Below are 22,963 nucleotides of genomic sequence, written 5' to 3'. Positions count from 1 at the left end.
GGCGGCTCACGGGTGCATCCGGGCGCCCTTGAGGACCTTGTCCACCGCGTTGCGCGGCCCGTGGACGGCCAGGCCCACCAGGTCGAGCCCGGCGGTGCCCACCGCGCGGACCGCCGCCCGGTTGTCCCGGTCGTTCCCGGTGGCGAACAGGTCCGAGGTGAAGACGCCGGTGGGCAGGGCGCGGTCGAGCGCGCGCCGGTGGGCGGCGGTCAGCAGCTCCTTCGTCCCTTCGAAGACCAGCACGGGCTGGCGGAACATCGGGAGGTAGGCGACGCCGTCCCCGTCCTGGTACGGCTCGCCGACCAGCTCCGGCAGGGCCGTGCCGATCCCGCTGACCAGGAACGCGGTCACGTTCAGCCGCTGCCACGGTTCGAGGTTCTCGCGCAGCAGGACGGCGATCTTGGTGTCGAAGCGGACGGGTGTGGGTGCGGCGGTGTGCTCGGTGCTCGTGTGCTCGGTGCTCATGTGCTCGGTGTTCATGTCTTGAGACTGCGGGTCGCCCGGCGTCGGCGTCTTGTACGTTCCTGGCATGGTGTCCGAGGAGGTGTCCGCCTGGCGCCCGGCCGTCCCGGGCGTGGTCGAGGTGCTGCACGCCCACTTCACCGACCACGCCTACCCCATGCACGTCCACGACGCCTGGACCGTGCTGATCGTCGACGACGGCGCCGTCCGCTACGACCTGGACCGCCACCAGCGGGGCACCCCGGACGGCACCGTGAGCCTGCTGCCGCCGCAGGTGCCGCACAACGGCTCGCCCGCCACCGCCGGCGGCTTCCGCAAGCGGGTGCTCTACCTCGACATGACGCAGCTGGACGCGCAGTTCATCGGCCCGGCCGTCGACGGCCCGGACCTCGACGACCCCCTGCTGCGCACCCGGGTCGCGCAGCTGCACGGCACACTGGCCGCCCCGGGCGACGAGTTCGAGGCGGAGAGCCGGCTGGCCCTGATCAGCGAGCGGCTGCGGGCGAACCTGCGCCCCCGGCTGCGCACCGCGCCGGAACCGGTCGCCCACGGCCTCGCGGGCGACCTGCGCGACCTGCTGGACGCGCGGCTGCTCGAACCCACCACGCTGGACCAGGCGGCCGCCCTGCTGCACGCCCACCCCACCCACCTGATCCGGGCCTTCAGCGCCGCCTACGGCATCGCCCCGCACCAGTACCTGACGTCGCGCCGGGTCGACCTCGCCCGCCGGCTGCTGCTCGGCGGCCGCCCGGCCGGGGAGGTGGCCACCGCCGCCGGGTTCTACGACCAGTCGCACCTCACCCGGCACTTCAAGCGCGTGCTCGGCACGACGCCCGGCCGCTTCGCCCGCGCCGGGCGGCCGGGCTCGGTCGGTCAGGGCAGCCCGGTCGGCGAGGTCTATCCGAAATGAAACTCGTTTTCATCTGAGCTATGGTGGGACGGCACCCGGAGCCGGGGCGCCGCCCTGGGCGGCGCCGATCCGTCGTGCCCACCTGCCCGCACGTTCACCGAAGGGAGGCGGACGGATGTCCGCCCACTGCCAACTGACCGGCCGCAAGCCGGGTTTCGGCAACTCGATCTCGCACTCGCACCGGCGCACCCGGCGCCGCTTCGACCCCAACATCCAGTCCAAGCGCTACTGGCTGGCCAGTGAGGGGCGCCACGTGCGGCTGACGCTCAGCGCCAAGGGGATCAAGACCGTCGACACGATCGGCGTCGAGGCCGCCGTGGCGCGGATCCGGGCACGCGGGGAGAAGGTCTGATGGCCAAGCAGAGCAAGATCGCCAAGAACGAGCAGCGCCGCACCGTCGTCGCCCGGTACGCCGAGCGCCGGGCCGAGCTGAAGCGGATCATCGCCAGTCCCGCCGGCACCGCTGCGGAACGCGCCGCAGCACAGGCCGAGTTGGCCCGCCAGCCGCGCGACGCCAGCGCCACCCGGGTGCGCAACCGCGATGCCGTGGACGGCCGCCCGCGCGGCTACCAGCGCGCCTTCGGGCTGTCCCGGATCAACCTGCGCACCCTCGCCCACGCCGGGCAGCTCCCCGGCGTCCGCAAGAGCAGCTGGTAGGAGCCGGCCGATGACCGAGGACCTGCCCAAGCTCCCCGTCGTGGTGGTCGCGGGCCTGCACGAGGAGGAGCGCCGCCGCGTCGTGGACGAGCTGCTGGACGGCTGCGTCGACGCCGTGGTGCTCCACCACGACCTGCGGGACGCCTCCTTCGGCGTCGTCCACCGCCACCTGCGCGACCAGCGGCACGCCTTCCGGCAGGCCGAGGCGCCGCTGGTCAACGACTGCGCCTGCTGCGCCCTGCGCGAGGACCTGCTGCCGGAACTGCTGCGGATCGCCGACGAGGGACAACACGGCCTGGCGATCGTCGAGTTGTGGGGCGGCAGCGACCCGCACCCGGCGGTCGAGCTGATCGCCGGCGGCGAGGTCGGGGACCGCTGCCTGGCCGGGGCCGTCGAACTCGCGGGCGTCGTCACGGCGGTGGAACCGCTGCGGCTGATCGGCGAACTGTCCGTGTCGGACGAGCTGGTCGAGCACGGCGAGCACACCGCCGTCCAGGACACCCGCACCCGGGCCGAGGCGCTCGCCCACCAGATCGAGTACGCCACCGTGCTGGCCGTCCCGCGCGCCGACGGGCCGGGCGATGCCCCCGAGCGGCGCGCCGGGCTCGCGATGCTGCGCCAACTGCACTCCACCGCACGGCTGGTGCGTCTCGGTACCGGTGAGCTGGTGCGGGCCGCGCTGGGCGGCTTCGACGTGGCGGCGGCCCGCGACCGGGTCAACCCGGCGCTCGCGCTGCTGCCCCAGGAGCGCGACGAGGCGGGCACCGCGACCCTGCTCTGGGAGCGCCGCCGCCCGCTGCACCCGGCCCGGCTGTACCAGGCGTTGGACCTGCTGGTGCCCGCCGCCCAGCGCAGCCGCGGCCGGTTCTGGCTCGCCAACCGCCCCGACCTGATGCTCGCCTGGGACGCGGCGGGCGCCAACCTGGCGGTCGAGGAGTGCGGGCCCTGGCTCGCCTCGCTGCCCGACGCCGCCTGGGACGGCTACCCGCCCGCGCGCCGGGCCGCCGCCGCCCTCGACTGGCACCCGCTGCACGGCGACCGGATCCAGCAACTCGCCTTCACCGCCGAAGGGCTGGACAGCGACGGGATCATCCACCTGCTGGACTCCTGCCTGCTCACCGACGCCGAGCTCGCGGCCGGCGAGCCCGGCTGGAAGGCCCTGCCGGACGCCTTCGAGGAACTGCTCGACCCCGTCACCTGAACTCACCTGGAAGGAGGCCGAGATGGTCAAGCGCAGCGCACCCGGACGGCCGCCCAAGCACCGCCCGAACCCGCTGATCGAGGCGGGCATCGAGTACATCGACTACAAGGACACCAACCTGCTGCGGAAGTTCGTCTCCGACCGCGGCAAGATCAGGAGCCGCCGCGTCACCAGGCTGACGGTGCAGCAGCAGCGCGCGATGGCCCGGGCGATCAAGAACTCCCGCGAGATGGCCCTGCTGCCGTACTCCTCGACCCCCCGCTGACCGATCACCTGACCGAGCACCTGACAAGGAACCTGTGATGGCCGTCCCCAAGCGCAAGACCTCCCGCAGCAACACCCGGCACCGCCGGGCCCAGTGGAAGGCCGCCGCTCCCCAGCTCGTGCCGCTCACCATCGAGGGGCGCGAGCACCTGGTCCCGCGCAACCTGGTCAAGGCGTACCAGCGCGGGCTGCTCACGCCCTGAGCCCGCTGCCGGGAGAGCTCGGCGAGGGCAGTGGCAGACTCTGCCCATGACGATCTCCCTGCCCGAGCCGGACCGGCGGCTCGCCGAGCCCGCCGACCTGCTGCTCGACTACCTCGACTACTACCGGTCCGTGATCGGCGCGAAGCTCGCGGGCCTGACCGAGGAGGAGCTGCGCGGCAGCAGGCTCCCCTCCGGGTGGAGCCCGCTCGAACTGCTGAAGCACCTCGTGCACATGGAACGGCGCTGGCTGCGCTGGGGATTCCGGGGCGAGCCGGTCCAGGCGCCCTGGGGCGACCAGGGCCCGACGGGCAGCTGGTCCGTCGGCTCCGAGGAGACGGCGGCCGAGCTGCTCGCGGCGCTGCACGCGGGCGGCGAGTCCACCCGGGCCATCGTGACGGGCACGCCGCTGGCCACCGTCGCCGCGGCCGGCGGCCGCTTCGACGAGGACGGCACCGAGCGCCCCACCCTGAGCTGGATCCTGTTCCACGTGCTCCAGGAGTACGCGCGCCACGCGGGCCACCTGGACGTCGTCCGGGAGCTCGCCGACGGCGCCACGGGCGACTGACGGGGCGCGGTGCGCGGGCACCCGCCCGCGGGCCCGCCGCGCGGGCGGGCCGGACGGCCGCCGCTCCCGGGGCACTTCGTGCCAGTCGAGGTAGAGGGCGCAGCCCGCGGGGTGCGGGGCGTCGCTGGCGCGGGCGGTGACGTGGTCCGGCAGGTCGAGCCGGTCCAGGTCCCGCTGGCGCAGGCCGACCGGCCCGGCGTCCGGGCCGGCGCCGGCGTCCGGCTCCAGGTCCCGTTGGCGCAGGCCCAGGCCGATGCCGGTGGCGGTGCGGACGAGTTCGAGGAAGAGCTGGCCGTCGCCGCGGCGCAGCAGGCGGGCGAGGAGCCGCTCGGCCAGCAGTCCGGCGGCCTCGATCAGGCCCGGGAGGTCGAGCTGCCAGGTGGTCAGCTGCCAGCGCAGCACCTCCTTGAGCTCGGCGGCGCTGCGGGCCGGCCGGGGCAGGTGCCAGACCAGGGCGGCGCCGAGCATGCCGCAGGCGGGCGGCAGCGGCCGGACGAGGTCGCCGGTGCTCGCCGTGGGTGTCGCCGTACGTGTTGCCGGGGTCATGGCTCTCCCGTCGGCGCGGCCGTCGGACGGCGCCGCTGCCGGGGTGGTGCGGGTGGGGTCTGGTGGGTGGGCAGTTGATGGCTGGTCAGTTCACGTCAGCTCAGTTCACGTCGGCTCAGTTCGGGCGCAGGGTGTCCACGGCGTGCGCGGTGCGCAGGGCCGCGCTGCGCAGTCGCGGGTGGTTGGCGGTGAGGGCCACCACGGAGCGGTAGGCCGCCGAGCCGCCGCGGATCGCGGCCGCCCGGGCGTGGCCGCGCCGCAGCTGCCCCTGGCCGACCGTCAGGTCCGTGGTCTTGAGGGCCTGTTTGGTGGGGTCCTCGCCGCGGCCCATGTCGATCAGGCGGATGCCGCGGGCGGCGGCGGCCTGGGTGATGCTGAGGTTGAGCAGCACGCCCGGCGAGTAGGACGCGTAGTCGGGGTCGTAGGCCGTGAACCACAGCGCCTGCACCTGCCGCGAGAGCAGGCTGTACTGGCAGGCGACGGGCCGGCCCGCGCAGTAGAGCGTGGAGAGCAGCCCGGTGCAGCCACCGGTGCGGGCCAGCAGCAGGGCGCGCAGCAGCGCGCCGGTGAAGGGGCGGGCGAAGTGGTCGCGGTAGCCCCGGGCCCGGAACTGGGCGGTCTTCCAGCGGATCAGGGTGTCGAGCGCCTCCGGGGCGTCGTCGTACCTGAACTCCAGTTCTCCTTCCCGTTGTTGGAGCTTTCGGGTCTTGGCGCGGGTCTTCCGCAGGAAGGCGGGCGACCGGGCGTGCAGGTGGTCGAGGTAGCCGGACCAGCCGCCGCCGAGGCGGATCGCCGGGGAGACGGCGTGCAGTTGGGTGCCCGGGTCGAGCACCGGCTGGCGGGCGGTCAGGTGGTCGAAGTCCCAGGTGGCCAACTCGCAGGCGGCCAGCAGGTCGTGGGCGTTCAGCCGCAGGTCGGGCCGGTGGATGAGGCCCTGGCAGTCGTTGAAGCCCCAGCCGATGGGTTTGCCGGCGCCGAGGTGGTGGCGCTCGAACGGGAAGAAGCCGAGGGTCTCGGGGCCGTCGCGGATGACGGCGGTGCGCGCGCAGGGCCGCAGAGCCGCCACGGCCTGGGTGTAGCCGGGCGCCAGGAAGGGGTTGGCGTTCTCCGGGTCGCCCTCCAGCAGCCGTTGCCAGAGCGCCGTCTGGGCGGGGGTCAGTTCCTCGGGGGAGAGGACCGTGATGTCCATGGTGGTGCTCCTGTCACCCGTAGCTGTGGACGACGGCGGAGTAGTCGGCGAGGGAGGAACCGGGCGTGCCGTCGTAGAGGTTGTGGTCGAACGCCCACATGAGGTCGGTGAGCCCGCAGGCGGCCATCTGGCGGGCGGCGGCGGCCATCACGCCCGGGCGGTAGGGGGAGACCTGGGTGCCCGCGCTCTCGCCGCCGAGCAGCGCGAAGCCGTTCTGCCGGGCGGCCCGGGCCACCCAGCGGGTGGAGGACCAGGAGTAGACCTGGGTGGCCTGCGGGCTGCGGGTGTCGACGGTGTCGTCGCCCGGCTCGCAGGGGTTGTCGGCGGGCTGCCCGGTGCCGTCGACCAGGGCGGTGCTGACGATCTGCACCCCTGGCAGGTGGGTGAGTTGACCGAGCGTCAGGTAGAAGCCGACGCCCTGGGCGGTGAGGGTCGGTTCGACCGAGCCGTCGAGGTGGGCGGCGATCTCGCCGGTCAGCTCCGCCGGGTGGTAGCCGGTGCCCGGCACCAGGACCCGCAGCAGCCCCTGGAAGCCCACGGCCCGCAGTGTGTTGAGCTGCCAGTCGACCGCGCCGCTGAGTGCGCCGAGGTACCAGTCGTACCAGGTCGTCACCTGAGTGGTGGTGAACTCCCGTCCCTGGTAGGAGGTCTGGCCGGGACGCCAGCCCGGGTAGGGGTTGGGCGCGGTGCCTGGCGGCAGTGCGGCGCCGGTGCCCTGGGCGGCCGCGTCGAAGGCCCAGTAGGCGTTGGTGCGCCCGGTCGGGCCGGCCGCCGGGTAGCTGAACTCGCCGGAGTCGTCGATGCCGATCCGCACGGCGCGGAAGGCGGCCGGGCCGAGGTCGGCGGCCACCCGGGCCAGGTAGTCGCGGGCCCGGTCGCGGACCTGCGCGCTGAACACCAGGTTGGCGCAGTCGGGGAAGGCGTCGCCGTACTGGTCCAGGTAGCGGGCGCCGGGGAGGTCCAGCAGCCAGTCGGGCGGGCTGGCGAGCCCGGGGTCGAGCTCCAGTTGCAGCCCGGCCGCGCGCAGTCGGGCGATCTGGCCGCGGACGGTCGCCGCGTAGCCGGGGTCGAAGACGCCGGGCGCCGGTTCGTAGCGGTTCCAGGCGATCGGGAGGCTGGCCAGGGTCAGGCCGGCGGCCTGCTCCCGGGCGGCGTTCGCCGGGTCGGTCTGCAGGGTGCCGAACAGGTAGCGGGTGTGCCGCGGCGCGCAGGCGGACAGGCCGGTGCCGAGGGCCAGCAGGGCGAGGGCGCTCAGCGCCCAGCCCAGCGGGTGGCGGCGTCGGGTGTCGCGTCGGGGGGAGCGCTGGTGGGAGCGCCGGCGGGAGCGCTGGTCAGCCATGGGAGGCTCCCGGGGCGGTGCCGGCGGCCGGCGTGGGGGGCAACGGGATGCGGTAGAGCGCGAGTTGCCCGTAGGTGCGGCCGTGGAAGGAGAACAGCAGGGTGCCCTGGGCGGCCAGCGCGTGCACGTCGGCGGGGGCCGCCGCGCCGTAGCCCTGGTCGATCACCTGCCAGGGGACCACCAGGTACTGCGCGCCGGCCTGCTGGCGCTGCTGCAGGGTCAGCCAGTCGCCCACCGGGTAACGGCCCTGCAGCGCCCAGGAGGTGACGCCCGCCGTCGCGCCGCCGTCGGGGGCGGAGATCGGCGAACCGGCCGGCACGTTGGCCTCCAGGTAGGTCAGCAGGCGGGCGTAGCCGTCGTCCGGGGTGACCCGGTTGTAGGTGTAGGCGGCGGCGGAGCCGGTCAGCGCCACGGCCAGCAGGCCCGCGCCGCAGACCCTGGCGACCCGGCGCAGGGGGTGGGACGCCGCGTCGCCGCGCAGCACCGGCAGGGCCACCGCGACCAGCAGTGTGGTGGGCACCAGGAGCAGGTAGAGCGCCTGCTCCTCCAGGGTGCCGATGGCGAGTGCGTAGCCGAGGGCCAGCGCCGAGCAGCCGTAGAACACGCTCAGCATCCGGTGCACCCGGCTGCCCCGGTGCAGCAGCAGGAGCAGCGCCACCGGGCCGGCCGCCAGCAGCAGGTAGCTGCTGCCGTAGGTGGTGGCCTCGGCGGCGAGCCGGCCGGTCAGCGAGGGGGCGCCCTGGGCGTTGAACCCCGTGGACTGGGTGAGGCCGGCCAGGCGGCTGATGCCGCTGGTCTTGGCCGTCCAGAACTGGCCGAAGTGGCCGGTGACGGCGATCAGTGCGACGTAGCAGGCGTAGGGCGCGATCGCCACGGCGCCGGTGAGCAGCAGCAGGCGGCGGCGCGGGGCCAGGCGCAGCAGCACGGCGAGGGCGAGCGGCAGCAGGGTCAGCAGCACCGCCTCGTCCTTGGTGAGCAGCGCGACCCCGAACAGCAGCCCGGCGCAGACCGCCCGGCCGCGGGCCCGGCGCGGGTTCGGCAGGTCGATCAGCGGCAGCAGCACCAGCAGCCCGGCCAGCACCCAGAACATCAGCGAGGTCTCGAGCATCACCCGGTCGTTCTGCCGGATCGCGTAGGGGTCGAGGGCGAAGAGCGCGGCGCCCACCGAGGCGGCCAGCGGCGAGCGGGTGACCCGCATGACCAGCACCACGATCAGCGCCGCGGTGCCGGCCGCGAAGAGCGCGTTGAGCGGGCGCATGCCGTAGACGGCCGTCACGGTGTCGGAGGAGTAGCCGAACAGCTTCTCCCAGCCGGCCTCCAGGTAGAAGAACGCGGGCGGGTGGAGGAAGAACGGCGCCCCGCCGGACTGCGGGAACCCGCCCTGGGCCGCGCTGTGGCCGACCTGGCGGTAGATCAGTTCGTCGATGAACAGGTCGCCCGAGGAGCCGATCCGGATCAGCCGCAGCCCCGCCGTGACGAGGAAGGCGACGGCGGCGACCAGCGCGGTGAGGTTGCGCTGCCGGGCGGGCACCGGCAGTCGGGCGGCGGCGGTCGCGACGGTCGGTCGCAGGGTCAGGGTCATCGCACGCCTCCGCCGATCAGCCGCCCGGTGAAGGCGGGCGCCGGGTGCAGGTAGAGCTCGGGGGCCTCGGGGATGCGGCCGTCGGGGAAGAGCGCGTCGACCTGGGAGCGGTAGCCGCGGATCAGCGCGGCCTTCGGCTGCGCCGTCGGCACCGGCTCGCACGGCCGCAGGTGGTGGGTGCGGACGAAGGCGGCGTCGGCCGGCTGCGCCAGGTTGTAGGGGAAGTCGCTGTAGTAGACCACCCGCCCGGCGGCCGCCGCGGCGGCCTGACGGACGATCAGGTGGTCGGCGTGGCCGCCGACGCCGAGCGGCGCCAGGAAGAGCGCCGGCCCCTGGGCGGCGAGGCGGGCCACCGCGGCGGTGGCCTCGCTGAGCGCCGCCTCGTCCCGGTCGGCGATCCGGCCGGCGGCCAGGTGCAGGCGGTAGGTGGGGTAGACGTGCCCGAGCTCGGGCAGCGCCCGCTGCAGCCGGCGGCGGGCCGGGGTGGTGGCGGCGCGGCGCCGGAACAGGCCCTCGGGCAGACCCAGGTGCCGCCAGTCGGCGGCCAGCCAGTTCATCACCCGGATGTCCTCGGCCCGGCGCGCCGCGTAGAGCCGGGCGGCGTCGCCGTCGCCGACCTGGCGCAGGTAGCGCCGGGCGGACAGGGTGTGCGGCGGCGGGCCCGCCTCGGTGAAGAAGGTCGCCACGGTGACCTCGGCGGTGCGGCAGGCCCGCAGCAGCAGTGCGCCGCAGGACAGCACCGCGTCGTCGAGGTGCGGGGAGAGGACGATGAGCCGGGTGCCGTGGTGGAGTGCCCGGGCCAGCGGGTCGGGCCCCAGCGGATCCGGTCCGACGGGAGCGGACGCTGCGCGATCTGGTGTCATGACGGCCTCCATCAGACGGTCCTGATCATCTTCGGTTCCGGCGGCGACTGCGCTGCGGCAATCGCGGCCGTGTCGCCCGCGGCGCACGCCAGGCGGCTCTGCACGAGGTCCAGGTAGTGGCCGGTCACCACCGTCCAGCTGAGGCGGCGCGAGGCCAGGTGGGCCGCGCGGCCGAGCCGGGCGCGGTCCGCCCCGTCCTCGACCAGGTGGCGGATCCCGCCGGCCAGCGCCGCGACGTCGAAGGCCGGGACGCTCAGGTCGCCCTCGCCGTTCATCCAGCGCAGGCAGGGCAGGTCGAAGTGGAGCACCGGCTTGCCGTACGCCATGCTCTCCAGGGCGACCAGCCCGAAGGTCTCGTGGCGCGAGGGCATCACCATGAACGCGCTCTCGCGCATGATCCGGTCCTTGTGCTCCTCGCCCACGTGGCCCAGCCAGGTCACGTCGTCCCGGCCGTGCAGGGCCAGCAGCCGGCGCAGTTGGCGCTCCTCGCCCTCGGTGCCCGAGCCCGCCAGGACCAGGGGCAGGGCGGGGGCGGCCTGCCGGTAGGCGGGCAGCAGCAGGTCCAGGCCCTTCTGCCAGGTGTCGATCCGGCCCAGGTAGAGGATGAAGTCGCCGCCGCCGACCGGCTGCACCGGCTCCGGGCGGTCCTCGACGCCGTTGGCGATCACGTGCACCCGGGCCCGGGGGCTGTAGCGGCGCAGTTCGGCGGCGTCGGCCTCGTTGAGCGCGACCAGGTCGCGGTAGCAGCGGAAGCTGAGCCGCTCGGCCAGGAAGAACGGCAGGTGGTACTTGTGCCACATCACCCGGCCGGCGCGCACCTGGTCCAGGCCGATCACCGGGGCCCGGGTGAACAGCGGCAGCAGGGCGGCCGAGAACGGCGGGGTGAAGCTCTCCAGCCACAGGTCGTGGCGCAGCCGACGGGCCATCAGCGGCAGTGCGGCCTGGAAGAGCAGCTGACCGGCCCGCGGGCCCGCCCAGCTCAGCGGCAGCCCGCGGTAGGTGACGCCGTCGGCGGTGCGCACGCTGCCGCGCCGACCGACGGTGAGCACGGTCACCTCGAACCGCTCGGCCAGGCGCCGGGCGATCTGCTCGATGACCACGGCGCCGCCGCCCCGGTAGGCCGGGTTCTGCGCGTCGTCGTAGCTGGAGACCACCACCCGGGGCCGCCGCGGCTCCTCCTGACGCTCGGTCAGGAAGCGCAGCACGGCGTGCACCGAGACCAGCACCGCGGCCGCCGCCCACACCACCGGGTGCGGGCGCAGCACCAGCAGCACGCCGACCAGCAGCAGCGGAGCCAGGCGCGGCAGGCCGGCCAGCACGCCGGCGCCGTGGCAGCGGACCAGGCGGCGGACCACCAGCGCGGCCACCACGAGCAGCCCGCAGCTCGCGCCGACCGCCAGCCCGTGCACCCCGCCCAGCTGCCAGCCGGCCAGCAGCGCGGCGCCCTGCACGGGCACACCGAGCGCGAGCAGCCCGCGCACGGCGTAGTCGTCGACCGCCTGGAAGAACAGCACCGCGAGGCTGATCACGCCCAGCGCGAAACCGCTGACCGCCGCCCACGGCATGACCGGCCCGGCCGAGGAGAGGCTGCCGGGGAACACCGCGGCCACCACCGCGGCCGGCACGGTGGCGCAGACGGCCACCAGCGGCAGCGTCACGCCGGTGTACATCCGCACCGCGCGGGCGGCCAGCGGGGTGCCGGCCGCGCGCCGCGACAGGGCCGGGAAGAAGGCCATCGCGACGGCGCCCGCGACGAAGTAGGGGGTGCGGCCCAGCGCGGCGGCGGCCTGGTAGCCGGCGGCCTGCGCCGAGTTGTGCGACAGGATCGCGACCAGTACCACGTCGGCGGCGGCCAGCACGGCCACCAGGCCCTGCAGGCAGGCGATCCCGGCGGCGCGGCGCCACAGCGCGGTGCGGGCCAGCAGGCCGCGCCAGGTCCGGCGCGGGGCGCCGGAGCGGCGGCGCGGCCAGTAGAGCAGGTAGGGCAGCAGCCCGACGCCGAAGGCGGCCAGCGCGCCGACCTGCGCCTCGTGGGCCAGCACGACCAGCACCAGCCCGGCGCCGACCTTCAGCGCGGCCTCGGCGACCGCGACGCCGGCCATCGGGCGCAGCCGCTCGCAGCCCTGCAGCCAGCCGACGGTGACCCGGGTCAGGTAGATCAGCAGCGTCACCACGGCCAGCACGGCCGCGGTCAGCGGACCGGCGAACTCCACGCCGATCGCGCCCACGGCCAGCGCGGAGAGCACGCCGCCGATCAGGCTGGTGCACACCGCGAAGGCCACCGCGGCGCCGCGCTGCTCCTCGTCGCGGCTGCGCGCCAGCTCCTGGGCGAGCACCCAGGGGACGGCGACGACCGAGACGGCGGAGGCGCACAGCAGCAGGCTCTGCCCGGCGGCGAAGCGGGCGAACGCGCCGGGCGCCAGCAGGTGGGTGAGCACCAGCGCGTAGCCGTAGTTGAGGGCGCCGACGGCGAGGTAGGCGGCGGCGAACCAGCGGGCGCCGTCCACCGCGGTCGCCTCGTCGCCGCGGTGCTCGGGCACGGCGGCGGGCCGGGTGTCCGGGGGTGCGGGCCGGGTGGTGGCGGTGGCGGTCATGGTGTCGGCTCCGTGGGTGCCAGTTCGTCGACGTGGCTGGCCAGCGCGACGGAGGCGCCCTGGTAGCCGAGGCGGCGCAGGGCCGCGCAGGCGCGCAGCTCGTCGCAGTCGCCCAGCAGCAGGGTGAAGCCCTCGGCGGTGCGGGCCCAGTGGTCGGTGCCGCGCACCCCGGTGCCCAGGGCGCGGGCGGCCTGTTCCGGGTCGCGGACCGGGAAGCGGGCGCGCACGGCCAGGTTGCTGGGGTGGCGGCGGGAGCGGCGCCGGGCCTCGACCCGGCGGTACTCGCCGAGCAGCACGCCGGCCATCCGTTCGGCGCTGGCGTCCCAGGAGAAGCCGCCCGCCCAGGCCCGGCAGCGCTCGGCGATCCGTTCGCGCTCGTCGGCGTCGGCGAGGATGCCGAGCGCCCGGTCCAGGCCGGTGGCCAGGTCGCCGCCGGCGGTGAGCAGCCAGCCGGTCTGCCGGTCGCGGACGGCGTCGCGCAGGCCGGGCACGTCGTAGGCCAGCACCGGCGTGCCGACGGTGTTCGCCTCGATGGCGGTGAGCCCCCAGCCCTCCGCCACCGAGGGGATGACGGTCAGCCAGGCGCGGGCCAGCAGCTCGCGCTTGCGCCGCTCGTCGACGTGGCCGTGGAAGGTGACGGTGTCGGCCAGCCCGTAGCGGGCGGCCAGCCGGCGCAGTTCGGGCAGCTCGGGCCCGTCGCCGGCGATGTCCAGGGTGAGTCCGGGCCAGTTCGCGGCGGCCCGGGCGGCGGCCTTCAGCAGCCAGTCCACCCGCTTGTGCGCGACCAGCCGGCTCACCACCGCGATGGCCGGGCGGGGGCTGCGCGGGGGCAGCGGCGCGTCGCTCGGCCCGGGCCCGCCGTTGGGCACCAGGTGCACGGGGTTGGTGAAGCCGAGCTCGCGGCGGATGCCGGCCCGGGTGGAGGGCGAGACGGTGACGATCGGGCGGTGCCGGTAGACCAGCCGGCTGACCCGCTTCTCCAGCAGCCGCCCGACCGAGTTCATCGGGAACCGGAAGTAGCGGTCGAACTGCTGCTGGTGGACGTGGTGCACGACCATCACCACCGCGGTCCAGCGGGCCAGGAACAGCGGCGAGAAGAACGGGATCCCGTTCTGGCAGTCGACCACCGCGTCGTAGCCGTGCCGGTGGGTGAGCAGGTGCAGCGCGGCGGCCCGGTAGACCCCGTAGCTGCCGCCGTGGCGCAGCACCCGCACGCCCTGGACCCGCTCCTCGGCGGCGCTGCCCGGCGGGCGGGCGGTGAACAGGGTGACCTCGGCGCCGGCCGCGGCCAGGCGCCGGGCGATCTCGAAGCAGTAGGCCTCGGCGCCGCCGGCCCGCGGGTGGCCGGGGTCGCGCCAGTTGAGGAAGAGGATCCGGTGGTCCGCGAGCCGGGCCAGGTTGGCGGGCCGGCGCGGTGCGGGGCATGACTCGGTCATCGTCGGTCACCTGCTGAGGGAGATGCGGAGGAGGTCGGCCATCGAGCGCAGGCCGTCCCGCCGGGCGGAGAAGGTGGAGCCGGGCACGTCCGTCCAGTCCACCGGGATCTCGGCGATCCGCCCGCCGCCGCGGGCGATCAGGGCCAGCAGCTCGACGTCGAAGGAGAAGCCGTCGATCCGGCAGCGCGGCAGCACCGCGCGCACCAGCGCGCCGTCGAAGAACTTGAAGCCGCACTGGCTGTCGGCGATGTCCGGCAGCAGGTGGTGGGCGGTGCGGTGGAAGAGCCAGCTGCCGCCCTGCCGCAGCACCGACTGCCGGGCCGGCCGCGGGGCGCCCTCGGCGAGCCGCGAGCCGATCACCGCCGACCAGCCCTGGGCGAGCAGGTCCATCGCGGTGTCGAGGTGGCGCACGGGGGTGGCGTTGTCGGCGTCCAGGAAGCCGGTGTAGCGGGCGGTGGAGGTGGCCAGCCCGCGGTGCACGGCCGCGCCCTTGCCGTGCTCGCTGCAGCCGATCACGTGGACCGGTACGCGGGCACCGGCGCGGTCGCGGCAGATGTCGAGGGTGCCGTCCACGCTGTCGTTGTCGACCACCACCACGGCCGAGGACCACGGGCGGGCGGCCAGCAGGCCGCGCACCGCCTCCAGGGTGGCGGGCAGCCGCCCCTCCTCGTCCTTGGCGGGGACGACGACCTCCAGGTCGACGGGGGGTCGCCGCAGGTCGGGGGGAACGCCCGCGGGGTTGGTGGGAGGCCTGAGGAGGAGCATCCGGATCACCTGGTCCGTCTTCGTCCGTCTTCGTGGTGCCGCGCCCGGTCACGGGGGCCTTGTCACGGGCCTTCGCCTGAGCCTTTCGGCGTAACCTGGCGTTGTAGGCTTACGACGTACACGTCCAGAATGTTCCTCATCGGCCCGTCGGTCAACACCTGATCCGCAAGGGGTCCGGCGCCCGGCACCGACCACCACGAGCAGGGGAGACATGTCCAGCAACCCGGCCGGACCAGCCCGCCGCACCGGTGACCGAGGCCGCTACGGCAGGCTCAGCCGCTCCCGCGTGCTGCGCACCGCCTTCGAGCTGGTGGGCCGCGAGGGCCTGTCCGGGCTGAGCATGCGCAAGGTCGCCGCCGAACTGGGCGTCGAGGCCATGTCGCTGTACCGCTACGCCAACGGCAAGAGCGCCCTTCTCGACGGCCTGGTCGAGGTGCTGCACGAAGAGGTCGAGCAGGAGCTGGAGCGCACCGCGGCGCCGCCGGACGCGGACTGGCGGGCCGGACTCCACCGGGTGGTGCTGACCACCTACCGGGTGGCGCTGGCGCACCCGCAGGTGGCCCCGCTGCTGGCCACCCGGATGCTGGCGGTGCCGCTGACCCGCCGCCCCCCGGCCGTGCTGCGCACCCACGACCGGGTGCTGGCGCTGCTCGGCCGGGCCGGCCTGGACGACCCGACGGCGGCCCTGGCCTACCGCGCCGTGACCGGGTGGACCCTCGGCTCCGTCCTCACCGACCTCCAGGCCGTGATCGACGACCCCACCGCCCCCGAGATCGGCATCCGGCTCGGCCTCCAGCACCTGTCCGTCCAGGAGACCCCGGCCCTGCGCCGCACCGCCGAGCACCTCGTGCAGCCGGCCGGCCCCGCCGCGCTGACGGCCGGGGTCGACGCCCTGCTGGCCGCCTTCGGACTGCCCGAGAACTGACGGGGCGTCAACTTCGGGCGGGGGCAAGCACGGCCGCGCGCGCCACCGGCCGCTCGCCGCCCGGCAGCCCGCCCGGCACCGCGTCCCGCCCCAGCCGCGCCAGGTAGGCCGCCCGGCCGACCGGGCGGGCACCCAGCGCGCGCACGTGCGGGCTGTCCCACTGCGCGTCGAGCAACTCCCCGCCCGCCTCGGCGAACCGTGCGCCCAGCTCGGCCACGGCCACCTGCCCGGCGCCCGGGCGGCGGTGGAACATCGAGTCCAGGCTGAGGACCGGTCCCGCGAGCACGCCGAAGACGCCCCCGACCAGCTCGCCGCCCTCCCAGACCTCCGCGCTGTGCGCGAACCCGTCCCGGTGCAGCCGCTCCAGGGACGCGCGCAGCTCCGCGGTCAGCCACTGCTGCTCGCGCCCCGCCGCGCAGGCGGCCAGCACCTCGCCGAAGGCCCGGTCCGCGGTGGCCGACCAGGGCGTGCCGTTGCGCAGCCGGCGGGTGAGCCGGCGGGTCAGGTGCACCTGGTCGGGGGCGAGCACCGGGCGCGGGTCCGGCGACCACCAGGCCACCCGGTAGGCCTGCGCCGGGGCGCCGGACAGGCCGATCGAGCCGTCCGCGACCCGGCCCTCGAACAGCGCCTCGTTGAGCGCCGCCGCGTACTCGTCGGCGGCCGGCAGCGGGAACAGGCCCCGGCGGTAGGCGGCCAGCAGGCTCGACGGCGAGAGGTCGGCGCAGAAGGCGGCGGGCGCGTCGCCGGGGGCGTTCGCCAGGTCGAGCGCCTCGCACCACCGGCCGTCGGTCGGCGCGCCGGTCACGGCGAGAGCACCCGCCCGGGCGCCGCCAGCCACCCGGTCGCCTGCAGCCGGCCGATGAAGTGGTCGAGCAACGCGTCGTCCACCGGCGGAAGTTCGACGCCGCTGCCGTCCAGCGCCCGGTCCGCGTTGGCCCGCGAGAAGCGCGGGAAGACCGGCCGGAAGTACATCTCGCTGATCGACAGCTCGGTGCCCGGGGCCCGGTCCACGAACAGCGGCACGAAGGCCGTCATCGGGTGGGTGGGGTGCCCGGCCGCGAACTGCACCAGGGCCTCCACCCAGGCGGGGAACGGCACTTCCTCCACCGGGTGGCCGAGCGCCCGCAGCCGGGCCGCGAGCGAGCCGAGCAGCACCGGACGCGGGCTGACCACGTGGTAGACGTCGCCGCCGGCCGGCGCGTCGGCGGCCAGGTGGGCCAGCGCCCGGCTGAACCGGTCGGCCGGCACGAAGTCCAGCGGCAGCTGCACGTCCGGGCAACTCCCGCTCTCCGCGATGTACTTGATGAGGGCACAGATCTCGGTGCCGGTGTTCGGGGTGCCGCCGGCCAGGTCGCCGGTGACGTCGTTGGTCCGCACCACGGTGACCGGCAGGCCGGCCGCGGCGGCCCGGTGCAGCATCGCCTCGGCCACCCACTTGCTCTCCACGTACCCCACCCCGAGCCGGTCGGAGTGGGCCAGCGGGGTCTCCTCGGTCACCTCGTGCACCCCCGCCGCGCCGAAGCCGGCCAGCACCGCCAGCGTCGACAGGTAGTGCACCGGGATGCCCCGCGAGTGCCCGGCCAGCCGGATCACCTCGCGGGTGCCGGCCACGTTGGCCGCGTGCAACTGGTGGTACGGGTAGATGAAGTTGACCTGCCCGCCGAGGTGGTGGATGGCGTCGAGCGAGCCGGCCAGCTCGGTGAAGCGCCGCTCGGTCAGCCCGAGCCGCGGCCGGGTCAGGTCCCCGACCAGCGGCAGCACCCGGTCGGCGGCCAAGTCCCGGCCGAGGAAGCGCTGGTGGGCCGCGCGCAGGCGCTCCCAGGCGTGCTGCTCGTCGGGGGCGCGGACCAGGCAGTGGATCCGGGCCCGGGTGGTGGCCAGCAGCACCGCCAGCAGGTGGATGCCGCAGAACCCGGTCGCCCCGGTGATCAGCAGCTCGGCCGGCGCCTCCCGGCGCGGCCGCGGCCCGCCGCCGGTGCGGATCCCGGCGCCGTCCAGGGTCGACTCGGCGGCCAGGTCCACCTCGCGGGCGACGGCCTGGCGGGCCCCGGTGCGGGCGATGTCGACGGCCTCCGCGAAGGCGCCCAGCCGGGAGTCGTGCAGCAGCGAGCGGGTCAGGAAGCGGATCCACCCGACCTCGATGCCGAACGTGCCGCGGGCCCGGGCCAGCATCTCCATCAGCAGCAGCGAGTTGCCGCCGAGCTCGAAGAAGTCGTCCTCGGCCCTGACCCGTTCGATGCCGAGCACCTGCTCCCAGGCCCGGGCCAGGTCGGCCCGGGTGGCGGCCGAGCCGCCCGCCCCGCCGCCGGGGCCGCGTCCGTCCGGTCCGCCGTCCTCCTCGGCGCGGCGGCGCACCCGGGGCTCGGTGCGGGGTAACCGCAGCCGGTCGACCTTGCCCGCCGGGGTCAGCGGCAGCTGGTCGAGCAGCACGAACTCGGCCGGGACCATGAACGAGGGCAGCCGCTCGGCCAGGTACCGGCGCAGCCCGGAGCGGCGGGCGTCGGCGCCGGAGCGCGACCGGTCGGTCAGCGTGTAGTAGGCGGTCAGCCGGCGCTCGCCGTCGGGGCCGCCGTCCTCGGCCGGGCAGACCCGGGCCATCCGGACTGCGGGGTGCGCGGCGAGCACGCTCTCGATCTCGACCGGGTCGACCCGGAAGCCGCGGACCTTGACCTGGTCGTCGAAGCGGCCGAGCAACTCCAGGTTGCCGTCCGGCCGCCAGCGCCCGGCGTCCCCGGTGCGGTACATCCGCTCGCCGGCGCCCCGGGCGTAGGGGTCGGGCAGGAAGCGTTCGGCGGTGAGCTCGGGGCTGCGCCAGTAGCCCAGCGCCACGCCCGGCCCGCCGAGGTAGATCTCGCCCCGCTCGCCCGGGCGCACCGGTTGCAGGGCGGCGTCCAGCAGGTGCACCCGGGCGCCGGGCAGCGGCCGGCCGATCGGCACGGGGGCGGCCGGCGCCTGCGCCAGGGCCGCGCTGGTCGCCTCCCACAGCGTCGAGGTGACCGCGGCCTCGGTGACGCCGTAGGCGTTGAGCAGCCGGGTGCCGGGCAGCAGGCGCAGGCAGTCGCGGCAGTCGTCGGCGTGCACGGTGTCGCCGCCGACGATCAGCAGGCGCGGGCGGGCGGGGTTCGGCTCGTGCTCCGGGATCAGGCCGAGCAGGTGGTGCCAGTAGGCGGGGGTGAGGTCGGCGACGGTGATCGCCAGCCGGGGCAGCTGGTCGAGCAGCTCGCTGGGGGCCCAGGTGGTCCGCCCGCCGAGGACCACCGTGGCGCCGCTGAGCAGCGGCGCGAAGAGCTGCTCCAGCGCGGTGTCGAAGCCGAGGGCGGCCAGGTGCAGCACCCGGTCGGCCGGCGTGATCCGGTAGGCCGCGGCGGCCCGGGACACCGTGAAGGCGAGCGAACGGTGGCTGACCAGCACGCCCTTGGGCGCGCCCGTGGTGCCGGAGGTGTAGATCAGGTACGCGGGGTCGTCGGCGCCCACCAGGGCCGGGTCGGTGGACGTGGCCGCCGCGCCGCCGGTGCGGTACTCGTCGGTCGCCACGGCCTCGACCGGGGTGCCGGCGAAGCGCCGGCGGTTGCCGCGGCTGGTCAGCACCCGGGTGGCGCCGCAGCCGGCCACCAGGTGGGCCAGCCGGGCGTCCGGGTAGTCGGGGTCGAGCGGCAGGAAGACGGCCCCGGCTTTCAGTGCGGCGAGCAGCGCGACCACCAGGTCGGTGCTGCGGGGCAGGCAGATCGGCAGCGCCTCGCCCTCCCGCACGCCCATGGCGCGCAGCGCACCGGCCAAGCGGTCGGTGCGGTCGTCGAGTTCGCCGTAGCTGAGCTGCTCCTCGTCGGAGACCACCGCGAGGGCGCGCGGCTGCCGGGCGGCCCGGGCCCGGAAGAGCCGGTGCAGGGTCGGGCCGTCGCCGCCGCGCCGCTCCAGGCCGTTCGGGCCGGCCCAGCGGCGGGCCACCTCGGCCAGCGCCGCGCCGCGCGACCCGGCCGCGCAGACCTCCTGCCACCCGCTGGGGACCGGGGCGCCGGCGCGCCAGACGGCGTACGCGCCCGCGCCGTTGCGCAGCACGCGGTGACGACCACTGTCGGTCGCTGGCACATCATCCATGGTTCTGACCTCGGCGCAGCCGGGCGGGGCGGGCGGAAGCGGAGCACCGGCGGGGAGGGCCCCGGCGGAGCGGCCCCGGGCTGGCCGGGCACACCCGTTACCTCCCAACTATACTGGCGTAACGGCTGGTTGCCGCGCGAGGAGGATCGACCGCGGTGGTGATCGCACACACGCTCCAGGGGGCGAACCGTTCGGGAGGTGGCGTTCTTGACCCGCGGGCGACAGCAGTTGATGGCGTGCTACCTGGTCTGGATGGTGGTCTTCACCGGGATCTACTACGTCTATCCGACCCAGCGGATCATCTGGTGGACCGGCATCGGGTTCGGCGGGGTGGCCGCCATCGTGGTCGGCGTGCGGCTGAACCGGCCCGCCCACCCGGTGCCCTGGCTGCTGCTCGCGTTGGCCAACTTCAGCTTCACCTGCGGCGAGATCGTCCAGGTGGTGCAGACCCAGTTCCTGCACCTGAACAACCCGTTCCCGTCCGTCGCCGACGGCTTCTACCTGGCCGAGTACGCGCTGTACGCGATCGGCGTGCTCGGCTTCGTCCGCTGGCGCACCGCGCACCAGGACTGGGCCAGCCTGCTGGACGCGCTCATCCTCAGCGTGGGCCTCGGGCTGCTCACCTGGATCTACCTGGTGCTGCCCAACGTGCACACGCCGGACCTGAGCGTGGTGGCCAAGGCGGTCTCGATCGCCTACCCGCTCGGCGACATCCTGATCCTGGCGATGCTGATGCGGCTGCTGGTGCCGCACGGGGGCAAGAGTCCGTCGCTGGTGCTGCTCACCGTCGGCAGCCTGGGCCTGCTCGCCTCGGACACCGCCTACGGGCTGATCCAGCTGCACGGCACCTGGCACATCGGCACGCCCGTGGACCTCGGGTGGGCGCTCTTCTACTGCCTGTGGGGAGCCGCGGCGTTGCACCCCTCCATGGTCGAGCTGACCCGGCCGATCCCCGGGCGCAGCGGGGACATCGGCGCCGGGCGGCTGGTGCTGCTCACGCTCGCCTCGCTGATCGCCCCGGCCATCCTGATCCTGGAGGCCTCCACCGGGCAGAGCCACCACGCCGGGGTGATCGGCGGCTTCTCCGCGGTGCTGTTCGTGCTGGTGGCGGCCCGGCTGGCCGGCGTGGTGCTGATGCACCGTCAGGTGCTGGCCCGTGAGCGCGCGCTGCGCGAGGCCGGGGCCGCACTGACCTCGGCGGCCACGGTCGACGAGGTGGTGGCCGCGGTGCAGGTGGTCGGCAGCGGGCTGATGCCGCACGAGGACGGTTACCGGGCGCTGCTCGCGATCGACGAGGGCGGCGCGCTGCGGATCCGCGACCCCCGCCCGGCCGGCGCCGCCGCCGACCCGGCCGCGCCGACCCTCGCGCTGTCCCGCCTGGAGACGGTGCGCAGCACCGAGCTGCGGCGGGCCGAGGACTTCCCGCCGGTGCTCGCCGAGCTGCTCGGCACCGCCCCGGCCGCCCTGCTCTGCCCGCTCGCGCTGACCGAGCGCCCCGCGGGGGACTCGCTGCTCGGCCTGCTGGTGGTCAGCGGCACCGAGCACGAGCTCACGGGTTTATGGAGTTCCCTGGAGATCCTGGCGGCCCAGTCGGCGCTGGCGCTGGAGCGGGTGGTGCTCAGCCAGGAGGTGAACCGGCGCAACAGCGAGGCGTACTTCCGCACCGTGGTGCAGAACGCCTCCGACGTCATCCTGATCCTCACGCCCGACGACGACCGGATCCGCTTCGCCAGCGCCTCCGCCGAGCGGGTGCTCGGCTACCCCAGCCTGGACGGCCTGCGGCTGACCGACCTGGTCCCGACCGAGGAGAGCCGGGGCATCGGCCTGGCGCTGGCCCGGATGGGCTCGGGCGCCCACGACGGGCAGCGCGAGCACTGGCGGCTGCTGCGCCAGGACCGGACCGCGATCGAGGCCGAGGTGCACTGCGCCGACCTGCGCGAGGACCCGACCGTCGGTGGACTGGTACTGACCCTGCGCGACGTCACCGAGCAGCGGCAGATGGAGCGCGAGCTCACCCACCGCGCCTTCCACGACTCGCTGACCGGCTTGGCCAACCGGGTGCTCTTCCAGGACCGGGTCGACCACGCGCTCTCCCGCAGCCGGCGCTCCGGCACGGTCACCGGGGTGCTCTTCATCGACCTGGACGACTTCAAGATGGTCAACGACACCCAGGGGCACGCGGTCGGCGACGAGCTGCTGGTCGCCGTGTCGCTGCGGCTCAGCGGCGCGCTGCGCACCTCCGACACCGCGGCCCGGCTCGGCGGCGACGAGTTCGCGGTGCTGGTCGAGGACGCGCTGCGCACCGCCGACGTGCAGGCGATCGCGGACAGCGTGCTGACCGCCTTCAACGAGCCCTTCCGGCTCAGCTCCGGCACGGCCAGGATCGCGGCCAGCATCGGCGTCGCCAGCACCGAGGACAGTGTGCAGTCGGCCGAGCTGCTCACCCACGCCGACCTCGCGCTGTACGCGGCCAAGGCGGCCGGCAAGCGCCAGTGGCGGCACTACCACCCCTCCCTGCAGGCCGGGTTGATCGAGCGTCACGAGCTCAACGAGCACCTGGACAACGCGGTCGCGGTCGCCGACTCGGCGTTCGCCCTGCACTACCAGCCGATCGTCGACCTCAGCAACGGCGAGCTGGTCGCCTTCGAGGCGCTGGTGCGCTGGCCGCAGGACCAGCGGGCCATGATGATGCCGGACGAGTTCATCCCGGTGGCCGAGGAGAGCGGCCAGATCGTCCGGCTGGGCGCCTGGGTGCTGCAGCGCGCGGTGGCCGACGGCGAGGGCTGGCAGCGGCTGCGCGGCCCGAGCGCCGGTCGCGGGGTGCCGCCGCTGCGGCTGAACGTCAACGTCTCGGCCCGCCAGTTCCGCGAGGCCGACTTCGTCGACGTGGTCCGCGACATCGTGCGCGGCTCCGCGCTGGAGCGCGGCTCGCTGGTGCTGGAGCTGACCGAGAGCGTGCTGATGAACCGCGACGAGCGGGTGCACGCCGACATGCGCGAACTGTGCGACCTCGGCATCGGGATCGCGATCGACGACTTCGGCACCGGCTACTCCTCGCTGAGCTACCTGCGGGAGTTCCCGATCTCCATCCTGAAGATCGACAAGTCCTTCATCGACGGCCTCGCCCACTCCGCCCAGCAGTACGCGCTGGTCGAGGGCATCGCCCGGATCGCCGAGAAGCTCGGCGTCGAGGTGATCGCCGAGGGCATCGAGAACACCGCGCAGCGCGACCTGCTGGCCGAGATGGGCTGCCCGCTCGGCCAGGGCTACCTGTTCTCCCACCCGCTCTCGCTGGAGGAGGCCGACGCGCTGGTGCGCCTGCACGGGCGGCTGACGGTGTAGGCGGCCCGCCCCCCTCTTTTTGCCG

20 protein-coding genes are annotated in these 22,963 nt (G+C 75.1%); 10 read left to right on the top strand and 10 right to left on the bottom strand.

Going from position 1 to position 22,963, the window contains the following annotated elements; translation table 11 throughout:
* Positions 1-6: 6 nt before the first annotated feature.
* Positions 7-480 (bottom strand): DUF2000 domain-containing protein, encoded by a 474-nt coding sequence (locus FHX73_RS34860; protein ID WP_246214075.1) that lies wholly within the window; start codon positions 478-480, stop codon positions 7-9.
* Between the two features lie 49 nt (positions 481-529).
* Here FHX73_RS34860 and FHX73_RS34855 point away from each other — a divergent pair, with 49 nt between their 5' ends.
* The 8 genes from FHX73_RS34855 (at position 530) to FHX73_RS34820 (ending at position 4,886) form a co-directional block, all read left to right on the top strand.
* Positions 530-1,372, top strand: a complete 843-nt coding sequence (locus tag FHX73_RS34855) for a helix-turn-helix domain-containing protein (RefSeq protein WP_145910006.1) — start codon at positions 530-532, stop codon at positions 1,370-1,372.
* Between the two features lie 115 nt (positions 1,373-1,487).
* Positions 1,488-1,724: a 50S ribosomal protein L28 gene (gene rpmB, locus FHX73_RS34850; protein WP_145910005.1), complete on the top strand. Its 237-nt coding sequence runs from the start codon at positions 1,488-1,490 to the stop codon at positions 1,722-1,724.
* The gene (gene rpsN / locus FHX73_RS34845) at positions 1,724-2,029 is read left to right on the top strand and encodes a 30S ribosomal protein S14 (protein WP_145910004.1); all 306 of its coding nucleotides are present in this window, start codon (positions 1,724-1,726) and stop codon (positions 2,027-2,029) included. The genes rpmB and rpsN overlap by 1 nt, the downstream gene beginning before the upstream one ends.
* A gap of 10 nt (positions 2,030-2,039) precedes the next feature.
* On the top strand, positions 2,040-3,230 hold the full coding sequence (locus FHX73_RS34840) for a CobW family GTP-binding protein (RefSeq protein WP_145910003.1): 1,191 nt from the start codon (positions 2,040-2,042) through the stop codon (positions 3,228-3,230).
* Between the two features lie 22 nt (positions 3,231-3,252).
* The gene (gene rpsR, locus FHX73_RS34835) at positions 3,253-3,495 is read left to right on the top strand and encodes a 30S ribosomal protein S18 (protein WP_145910002.1); all 243 of its coding nucleotides are present in this window, start codon (positions 3,253-3,255) and stop codon (positions 3,493-3,495) included.
* A gap of 37 nt (positions 3,496-3,532) precedes the next feature.
* Positions 3,533-3,697: a 50S ribosomal protein L32 gene (gene rpmF, locus FHX73_RS34830; protein WP_145910001.1), complete on the top strand. Its 165-nt coding sequence runs from the start codon at positions 3,533-3,535 to the stop codon at positions 3,695-3,697.
* 46 nt (positions 3,698-3,743) lie between these two features.
* The gene (locus FHX73_RS34825) at positions 3,744-4,262 is read left to right on the top strand and encodes a mycothiol transferase (RefSeq protein WP_145910000.1); all 519 of its coding nucleotides are present in this window, start codon (positions 3,744-3,746) and stop codon (positions 4,260-4,262) included.
* A 78-nt stretch (positions 4,263-4,340) separates the two neighbouring features.
* On the top strand, positions 4,341-4,886 hold the full coding sequence (locus tag FHX73_RS34820) for a hypothetical protein (RefSeq protein ID WP_145909999.1): 546 nt from the start codon (positions 4,341-4,343) through the stop codon (positions 4,884-4,886).
* A 37-nt stretch (positions 4,887-4,923) separates the two neighbouring features.
* Here the strand turns inward: FHX73_RS34820 and FHX73_RS34815 are convergent, their stop codons facing one another.
* The 7 genes from FHX73_RS34815 to FHX73_RS34785 are packed head-to-tail and all read right to left on the bottom strand — an operon-like array spanning position 4,924 to position 14,576.
* Positions 4,924-5,997, bottom strand: coding sequence for a GNAT family N-acetyltransferase (locus FHX73_RS34815; RefSeq protein ID WP_145909998.1), 1,074 nt, complete (start codon positions 5,995-5,997; stop codon positions 4,924-4,926).
* A 13-nt stretch (positions 5,998-6,010) separates the two neighbouring features.
* The gene (locus FHX73_RS34810; RefSeq protein WP_145909997.1) at positions 6,011-7,336 is read right to left on the bottom strand and encodes a hypothetical protein; all 1,326 of its coding nucleotides are present in this window, start codon (positions 7,334-7,336) and stop codon (positions 6,011-6,013) included.
* Positions 7,329-8,918, bottom strand: coding sequence for a phospholipid carrier-dependent glycosyltransferase (locus FHX73_RS34805; protein ID WP_145909996.1), 1,590 nt, complete (start codon positions 8,916-8,918; stop codon positions 7,329-7,331). Before FHX73_RS34805 ends, FHX73_RS34810 begins: the two co-directional genes overlap by 8 nt.
* Positions 8,915-9,781 carry a PIG-L family deacetylase gene (locus FHX73_RS34800; RefSeq protein ID WP_170305214.1) on the bottom strand — a complete coding sequence of 289 codons (867 nt, stop codon included), beginning with the start codon at positions 9,779-9,781 and terminating at the stop codon, positions 8,915-8,917. Before FHX73_RS34800 ends, FHX73_RS34805 begins: the two co-directional genes overlap by 4 nt.
* An 11-nt stretch (positions 9,782-9,792) precedes the next feature.
* The gene (locus tag FHX73_RS34795; protein ID WP_145909994.1) at positions 9,793-12,375 is read right to left on the bottom strand and encodes a glycosyltransferase; all 2,583 of its coding nucleotides are present in this window, start codon (positions 12,373-12,375) and stop codon (positions 9,793-9,795) included.
* Entirely contained in the window at positions 12,372-13,811 is a 1,440-nt protein-coding gene (locus tag FHX73_RS34790; protein ID WP_145909993.1) for a glycosyltransferase family 4 protein, read from the bottom strand. Before FHX73_RS34790 ends, FHX73_RS34795 begins: the two co-directional genes overlap by 4 nt.
* Positions 13,812-13,817: 6 nt before the next feature.
* On the bottom strand, positions 13,818-14,576 hold the full coding sequence (locus tag FHX73_RS34785) for a glycosyltransferase (protein WP_145909992.1): 759 nt from the start codon (positions 14,574-14,576) through the stop codon (positions 13,818-13,820).
* Between the two features lie 211 nt (positions 14,577-14,787).
* Between FHX73_RS34785 and FHX73_RS34780 the strand changes: the two genes are divergently transcribed.
* Positions 14,788-15,501, top strand: a complete 714-nt coding sequence (locus FHX73_RS34780; protein ID WP_145909991.1) for a TetR/AcrR family transcriptional regulator — start codon at positions 14,788-14,790, stop codon at positions 15,499-15,501.
* A gap of 7 nt (positions 15,502-15,508) precedes the next feature.
* On the opposite strand, the gene FHX73_RS34775 is transcribed toward FHX73_RS34780, so the two are convergent.
* Both FHX73_RS34775 and FHX73_RS34770 read right to left on the bottom strand, forming a co-directional pair.
* On the bottom strand, positions 15,509-16,306 hold the full coding sequence (locus FHX73_RS34775) for a leucyl/phenylalanyl-tRNA--protein transferase (protein ID WP_145909990.1): 798 nt from the start codon (positions 16,304-16,306) through the stop codon (positions 15,509-15,511).
* Positions 16,303-19,596 (bottom strand): amino acid adenylation domain-containing protein, encoded by a 3,294-nt coding sequence (locus FHX73_RS34770; protein WP_145909989.1) that lies wholly within the window; start codon positions 19,594-19,596, stop codon positions 16,303-16,305. Before FHX73_RS34770 ends, FHX73_RS34775 begins: the two co-directional genes overlap by 4 nt.
* 207 nt (positions 19,597-19,803) lie before the next feature.
* On the opposite strand from FHX73_RS34770, the gene FHX73_RS34765 reads away from it, so the two are divergent.
* Positions 19,804-22,938, top strand: a complete 3,135-nt coding sequence (locus FHX73_RS34765) for a putative bifunctional diguanylate cyclase/phosphodiesterase (RefSeq protein ID WP_145909988.1) — start codon at positions 19,804-19,806, stop codon at positions 22,936-22,938.
* The last annotated feature ends 25 nt before the right edge of the window (positions 22,939-22,963 follow it).

The sequence above is a fragment of the Kitasatospora viridis genome (assembly GCF_007829815.1).
Classification (GTDB): Bacteria; Actinomycetota; Actinomycetes; order Streptomycetales; family Streptomycetaceae; genus Kitasatospora; species Kitasatospora viridis.
This window is presented reverse-complemented; position numbering and strand designations above follow the sequence as displayed.

Coding starts and splice junctions, on each gene's coding strand:
- FHX73_RS34860 (WP_246214075.1), bottom strand. CDS start 480: ATGAACACCGAGCACATGAGCACCGAGCACACGAGCACCGAGCACACC.
- FHX73_RS34855 (WP_145910006.1), top strand. CDS start 530: ATGGTGTCCGAGGAGGTGTCCGCCTGGCGCCCGGCCGTCCCGGGCGTG.
- rpmB (WP_145910005.1), top strand. CDS start 1,488: ATGTCCGCCCACTGCCAACTGACCGGCCGCAAGCCGGGTTTCGGCAAC.
- rpsN (WP_145910004.1), top strand. CDS start 1,724: ATGGCCAAGCAGAGCAAGATCGCCAAGAACGAGCAGCGCCGCACCGTC.
- FHX73_RS34840 (WP_145910003.1), top strand. CDS start 2,040: ATGACCGAGGACCTGCCCAAGCTCCCCGTCGTGGTGGTCGCGGGCCTG.
- rpsR (WP_145910002.1), top strand. CDS start 3,253: ATGGTCAAGCGCAGCGCACCCGGACGGCCGCCCAAGCACCGCCCGAAC.
- rpmF (WP_145910001.1), top strand. CDS start 3,533: ATGGCCGTCCCCAAGCGCAAGACCTCCCGCAGCAACACCCGGCACCGC.
- FHX73_RS34825 (WP_145910000.1), top strand. CDS start 3,744: ATGACGATCTCCCTGCCCGAGCCGGACCGGCGGCTCGCCGAGCCCGCC.
- FHX73_RS34815 (WP_145909998.1), bottom strand. CDS start 5,997: ATGGACATCACGGTCCTCTCCCCCGAGGAACTGACCCCCGCCCAGACG.
- FHX73_RS34810 (WP_145909997.1), bottom strand. CDS start 7,336: ATGGCTGACCAGCGCTCCCGCCGGCGCTCCCACCAGCGCTCCCCCCGA.
- FHX73_RS34805 (WP_145909996.1), bottom strand. CDS start 8,918: ATGACCCTGACCCTGCGACCGACCGTCGCGACCGCCGCCGCCCGACTG.
- FHX73_RS34800 (WP_170305214.1), bottom strand. CDS start 9,781: ATGACACCAGATCGCGCAGCGTCCGCTCCCGTCGGACCGGATCCGCTG.
- FHX73_RS34795 (WP_145909994.1), bottom strand. CDS start 12,375: ATGACCGCCACCGCCACCACCCGGCCCGCACCCCCGGACACCCGGCCC.
- FHX73_RS34790 (WP_145909993.1), bottom strand. CDS start 13,811: ATGACCGAGTCATGCCCCGCACCGCGCCGGCCCGCCAACCTGGCCCGG.
- FHX73_RS34785 (WP_145909992.1), bottom strand. CDS start 14,576: ATGCTCCTCCTCAGGCCTCCCACCAACCCCGCGGGCGTTCCCCCCGAC.
- FHX73_RS34780 (WP_145909991.1), top strand. CDS start 14,788: ATGTCCAGCAACCCGGCCGGACCAGCCCGCCGCACCGGTGACCGAGGC.
- FHX73_RS34770 (WP_145909989.1), bottom strand. CDS start 19,596: ATGGATGATGTGCCAGCGACCGACAGTGGTCGTCACCGCGTGCTGCGC.